Annotated in this window: 4 protein-coding genes, 1 pseudogene and 1 riboswitch; of the genes and pseudogenes, 2 read left to right on the top strand and 3 right to left on the bottom strand. The window is 40.5% G+C overall.

Going from position 1 to position 5831, the window contains the following annotated elements:
- Positions 1-83, top strand: an 83-nt coding sequence (locus tag LC033_RS17475; protein WP_376776472.1) for an IS3 family transposase, incomplete at its 5' end; no start/stop codon positions are given.
- Between the two features lie 398 nt (positions 84-481).
- Here LC033_RS17475 and guaD read toward each other — a convergent pair.
- The 3 genes from guaD to isp form a co-directional block, all read right to left on the bottom strand.
- Positions 482-952: a guanine deaminase gene (gene guaD, locus LC033_RS16160; RefSeq protein WP_226570194.1), complete on the bottom strand. Its 471-nt coding sequence runs from the start codon at positions 950-952 to the stop codon at positions 482-484.
- 141 nt (positions 953-1093) lie between these two features.
- On the bottom strand, positions 1094-3382 hold the full coding sequence (gene metE, locus LC033_RS16155) for a 5-methyltetrahydropteroyltriglutamate--homocysteine S-methyltransferase (protein WP_226570192.1): 2289 nt from the start codon (positions 3380-3382) through the stop codon (positions 1094-1096).
- Positions 3383-3534: 152 nt separating this feature from the next.
- Positions 3535-3727, bottom strand: a riboswitch (cobalamin riboswitch).
- Between the two features lie 107 nt (positions 3728-3834).
- Positions 3835-4797, bottom strand: a complete 963-nt coding sequence (isp, locus tag LC033_RS16150) for a serine protease Isp (protein ID WP_226570189.1) — start codon at positions 4795-4797, stop codon at positions 3835-3837.
- Between the two features lie 643 nt (positions 4798-5440).
- Between isp and LC033_RS16145 the strand changes: the two are divergent.
- Positions 5441-5637: pseudogene (locus LC033_RS16145) on the top strand (helix-turn-helix transcriptional regulator).
- The last annotated feature ends 194 nt before the right edge of the window (positions 5638-5831 follow it).

Genomic DNA, 5831 nt, shown 5'->3' with positions numbered 1-5831 from the left:
ACTACAATCACACACGTATAAAGACGAAACTAAAAGGCATGAGTCCGATACAATATCGAACTCATGCCTCGAAAGCTGTCTAATAAATACCGTGTCTAACTTAAGGGGGTCACTTCACAATGGGCTCTCTTTTTCCTTCCATTTTTAAAGCCATTAAAGGAAGGAATGCTTCGCGCCAACTTTTCCGATCTTTCGAAAGAAATAGATGAGCATCAAACCCATGTCACGGCATGCTTGAATCCTACTATCATTTCTTCAGAGGCATGTATGAATTCGGCCGGAGGCAATACATTGCTGCCATATCGTCATATGAAAAGGCGGAGCACAAGCTTTCTTTTGTGTAAGACGATATTGAACGTGCTGAAGATCATTTTAAAATGTCAGAAATATATTATCAAAAGAGGACAAAGGGCTAAAATAAAGATCACTTTAGCCCTTTGTCAACAATCTGTGACACCTGCTGTAAAGCATGTGTCTTATGTTAATATTCTTTCTTTTTGTCGTATGCTTCCCACGCTTCAAATGGCGCAAAGGTTTTTTGAAGGGTTAGCTTGAAAAATGGAATGTTTCTTGATTCGTATTCTTTGTTGATTTCTTCATAAATAAATGAGTCATCAAAACCAGAAGTCGCTGCATCCTCATGTCCAGCTGCAAAATACACCGCTTTTGGCCTTGCCCAATAGATAGCGCCAAGGCACATCGGACAAGGCTCACAGCTTGAATATAAAATACAATCTTCTAATTGATATGTATGTAGAGCCTGGCACGCCTTTCGAATGGCTGTGACTTCTGCATGTGCGGTTGGATCGTTGCTCGCTGTGACATTGTTACTTCCCTCTGCAATGATCTGCCCACCTTTGACAATGACTGCTCCAAAAGGACCGCCAGTACCACTATTGACTCCTTCTACTGCAAGATCAATTGCACGTTGTAAAAAAGCTTCGTGATTCATTGTCTTCCTCCCTGTGTTCGACTGACTTCTCTAGTATAAACGAATCATACTAGAAAAGAAATCACCCTAGCAGGTGATCGAACAGGACAATATACGGATATAAAAACCCCCTGCTATATTCAGCAGGGGAGAGACATTCAATTATGCATGCTGCTCCAGCTTTTTACGAGCCACTTCAGCGGCTGTTACCATGTTTTTCAAAGCTGCAATGGTTTCAGGCTCTTGTCTTGTTTTTAGACCACAGTCAGGATTGACCCAGAAGCGGTCTGTCGGACAAACGTTCAGCGCATCATCAATGATTTTACTCATTTCCTCAACAGATGGTACGCGTGGGCTATGGATGTCATATACCCCAAGTCCAAGTCCTTTCAAGTACGGATGTTTTTCTAAATAATCAAGGAATCCGCCATGACTGCGTGAGTGTTCAATGGTGATGACATCGGCATCAAGGTCTTCAATCGTATCAACAATATCCTCGAAGTTACTGTAGCACATATGTGTATGAATTTGCGTTTCATTTTGAACAGACGATGTCGATAAACGGAATGACTCTGCTGCCCAGTTTAAATATTCTGCCCAATCACTTTCTTTTAAAGGAAGACCTTCTCTTAATGCAGGCTCATCCACTTGAATGACTTGAATACCTACTTCCTCTAATGCTTCTACCTCTTTACGCAAAGCGAAAGCGATCTGGAAGGCAATGTCTTTCCGGGAGATATCTGTTCTTGGGAAAGACCAGTTTAAGATCGTAACAGGTCCTGTCAGCATTCCTTTGACCTTTTTCTCTGTTAAGCTTTGAGCGTAAACCGTCTCTTTCACTGTCATTGGCTCTGTAAATTCTACATCTCCATAAATGATTGGCGGTTTCACGCAGCGTGATCCATAGGATTGTACCCAAGCAAATTTCGTAAAGGCAAAGCCAGCTAGCTTTTCACCGAAGTATTCAACCATGTCTGTACGTTCAAATTCTCCATGAACCAGAACATCTAGGCCAATCTCTTCTTGGATATCAATCCATCTTTTTGTTTCTTTCTTAATAAATTCATCATATTCTGCATCGGTCCACTCATTTTTGCGCCATTTTTGACGAGCACTGCGCACCTCGGCTGACTGCGGGAAGCTTCCAATTGTTGTTGTTGGAAGAAGCGGCAGTTCAAGAGATTCGTTTTGAATCCGAAGGCGCTCTTCAAAGGCAACTGGACGTTTAAAATCTTTTGAAGAAAGGCTGTTGCGTTCTGCTGTTAAATCCGCATTCGTTCCTTTCGCAAATTCTTTTAAAGTTAGAAGTGCTTCTGCTGCTTCAGTGATGTCTACATCAATGGCAGCAGATCCTTTTGATAAGCCTTCTTTTAATAGCGTTAATTCAGCCAGTTTTTCAGTGGCATAAGAAAGTCCGTTTAATAGTTTTTCTTCAAGCTGTTCGCTTGGATGTTTTGCAACTGGTACGTGAAGAAGGCTGCTTGAAGGCTGTAGCCATACTTCTTTCGGCTGAACGTCAGCAATCACTTCAGAAATAAACGATAATCTTTCACCTAAATCTGATCTCCAAATATTTCTGCCGTCAATGATGCCTGCTGCTAAAATTTTATTTTTCGGGAAACCATGCTTTTTCACTTGTTCAAGGTTGCGTCCTTGATCATGGACAAAATCAAGACCGATGGCTTCAACTGGATACGTGACAAGCTCTTCATAGGCATCTACTGAGTCGAAGTATGTTTGAAGGAGAACGTTTAAGGCAGGTACAGCTTCTTTAATCGTTTGATAGATCTCTTTTACTGCTTTCACGTCTTCACTTGAAGCTGTGACTAAAGCAGGCTCATCAATTTGAACCCATTTCACACCGGCTTCTTCAAGCTCTTTTAACAACTGAATATAAAACGGCACTAGACGCTGCTGAATCTCTTTCACTTCATTGGCTTCATAGCCTTTAGAAAGAGAAACAAATGTATAAAGGCCAAGAACGACAGGTTTTGTTTCAACACCAAACGCCTTTTTCACCTTTTCATAAGCTTCAAGCGGTTTGTTGTGTGTGAGTTTGAATTCCGTGCTATTTTCGTATTCTGGAACGATGTAGTGATAGTTTGTATTAAACCATTTTGTCATTTCACTTGAGACAGCATCTTTTGTCCCTCTTGCCATCGCAAAGTATGTATCTAGCGGGTCTTTCAAGTTGCGGAAGCGCTCTGGAATCCAATTGAACATGACAGCAGTATCCAGCACGTGATCATAGAAGGTGAAGTCTCCAGAAGGAACAACGTCAATTTGTTGATCAATTTGAGTTTTAATAGCGGCTAAAAATTGTTCATCGAGAGTGCTTAATAGGGTTTCTCGGTCAGTTTGACCTTTCCAATAAGATTCAAGTGCTTTTTTCCATTCTCTGTTTAAACCAATTCGCGGAAAACCTAGGTTACTTGTTTTAACAATTGTCAATTCCAATTCCTCCTCTAAATATAAAAAGACATTCACACTCATGATCAAGATTGATGAGGGAAAATGTCTGGTTTAAAAAGACAAAATGTGTGTGCGAAATCAAGCGAGAGTAGAACTGATGCTTTTCCGACATCTCCTATCAACCGTAGGGGGTTTGATGTGATAGAGCGGCTGGTATCCTGGCTGGTGAATCTGCAAGCTTTTCATCCTTCCCATCCTAATGATAGTGGATCAAAAAAGAAAAGCTCTCCTCACTTACAGTGGCGGGACCGCGCCGGATTTTCACCGGTCTTCCCAATTAAAATTCGACGTGTCATCGAATTACCGACTCTCAAACTATGAATTTATTGTGTTCGATTATATAACGTTCACTTCATTTCGTCAAAGTAAATTTTGAATAATTTTAATTAAAAAAATCCTGAGAAAATTCTATCTTTTCTCAGGACCTATACTTAATCTATAGATAAAAGATCGGATTCCAACGTTTTTTCAAGCAGTACATCAGGCGCAGTTAAATATAAAAATCCGTTTCCTACAAGGGGTTTCGATTGTTTCAGCGGGAGGGTTCTCCGCACGAGCTGAGCATATACCTCAGGTTCTGTCAGCTTACGCTGGAACGCTTCTTCCTCCGCATTTTTAATTATGGCTAATGCACCGCTCACGTGAGGGGCAGCCATTGAAGTACCTGTCAGTCTTCCGTATTTATGGTTAGGGAGAGTGGATAAAATGTCTTCTCCTGGAGCGACGAGGTCGATTTCTTTATTCGCATTGGAAAATTTAGAGGATTCTCTTGCAAGGGAGACAGAGCCGACGGCAATGACCTCATTGTATGCAGCTGGGTAGGAGAACTCTTCAGTACGCTCGTCCCCGTCACCTTCATTTCCTGCTGCACAGACAACAAGCACACCGCTGTTTACCGCATGTTGAATGGCTTCCTCGAGGGCTGGCTCATTGCTTGGACCTCCGAGAGACATGGAAATAATATCAACCTTCTGCTCAGCCGCATAGTTGATGCCACTGATAATCCATTCGTATTTCCCGCTGCCGTTTTCACCGCTAAGGACTTTCACGATGAGCAACTTGGCTTCAGGAGCAACACCTAAAATGCCGCCATTTTGATCCGTTGCTGCAATCGTGCCTGCTACATGGGTACCATGCCCATTGTAGTCTTTCACATTTTCAGCATCTCCATCGTCATCATCGGTAAAGTTCTTGCCTCCGATAATCTGATCTTTTAAATCGGGATGCTCCGTATCGCAACCTGTATCAAGGACAGCAATGGTTATGCCTTTTCCTTTGAAGCCACTTGACCAAAGTTCGGGTGCTTTAATCTCCTGAATACTTTCCGGCGTCTCTTTCGCTTCCATCACATTGGCTTTTACTTCATACGGAATTAAGCGAATTTCACCTTTCATAAGAAAGCCCTCCTTATTTTGTTTTCAAAGTAGATTCAGGCTGCGTAATGTTATTGTATAAAACAAACATTTGATCGGAAAGGGTCAATTGTAATAATTTTTAAAATAATCAAACTATTATTAAATGTGCAGTTCTCCTCATATCTTGCAGAAAGAAGTCACCTTTTGAGGAAAACTCTTGATATCATATGAAAAAGAAGGAAATGCTGCATAGTGAACTTGCACCTGTACAGGTGGAAATGGGTGAAAAGAACTAAAAAAGGCAGAACGGAAAAAACAATTAAATAAAGAAATAGAAGAGAAAAGGAAAGAAAGAGCACATGCGAGGGCAGATGATTGTTTTATTATGATAATTTTATCGAAAGGACAAAATGTAAAAAATATTTGACATATTGGCTGGGAGGGGACTAAAAATTGGATGATGTAAAAGTTGTGTATTCAGTGATATTATTAGTGATTAGATTGTTCATTTTAATCCCACCAATGATTCAAAAAGAAAAAAATTTACTACTCAAAAGCTCAATCCTATGCATTTATGGTGGTGATCGGTATGCTTGTATTAGAAGTCGCAGAATCCATTTTCTTAATGATTAAAATGATATGTGTTCCATTACTCATTTACAGAAAAAAATATGGTGATTTAATGCAAAATCATATTAGAGAGCTAAGAAAATCCATTAAATTATCCCAAGAGAACTTGCTAAACGTTGTAAGGTCTCAAGACAAACCATAAATGCCATTGAAAATGATAAATACAACCCTACTTTACAATTAGCCTTTGACATTGCCTCTGTCTTGAATACCACAGTAGATGAGCTTTTTGTCAGTAGAAAGAAGTAATCAAGTGGCCTCATGTTGAGGCCTTCAGGCTGTCGATTTTCTCGACAGCCTAACCTTACACATGAATGTGTAAGGCAGACCGTAGACAAACCCCACCTTTACTTCAAGTAAAAGTGGGGTTTTCACTTATTTTGATAAAATTTATCAGTTGTCTTACGCTGGACATGGTCCTTTCCATGTCCAGTTTGCTAGCT

The sequence above is a fragment of the Bacillus stratosphericus genome, assembly GCF_020524495.1.
GTDB lineage: Bacteria > Bacillota > Bacilli > Bacillales > Bacillaceae > Bacillus > Bacillus stratosphericus_B.
The sequence above is the reverse complement of the archived record's forward strand: the minus strand, read 5'-3'. Positions and strand labels throughout refer to the sequence as shown.

Excerpts from the sequence above, each read along its gene's own strand:
- guaD (WP_226570194.1), bottom strand. The coding sequence starts at position 952 with ATGAATCACGAAGCTTTTTTACAACGTGCAATTGATCTTGCAGTAGAA.
- isp (WP_226570189.1), bottom strand. The coding sequence starts at position 4,797 with ATGAAAGGTGAAATTCGCTTAATTCCGTATGAAGTAAAAGCCAATGTG.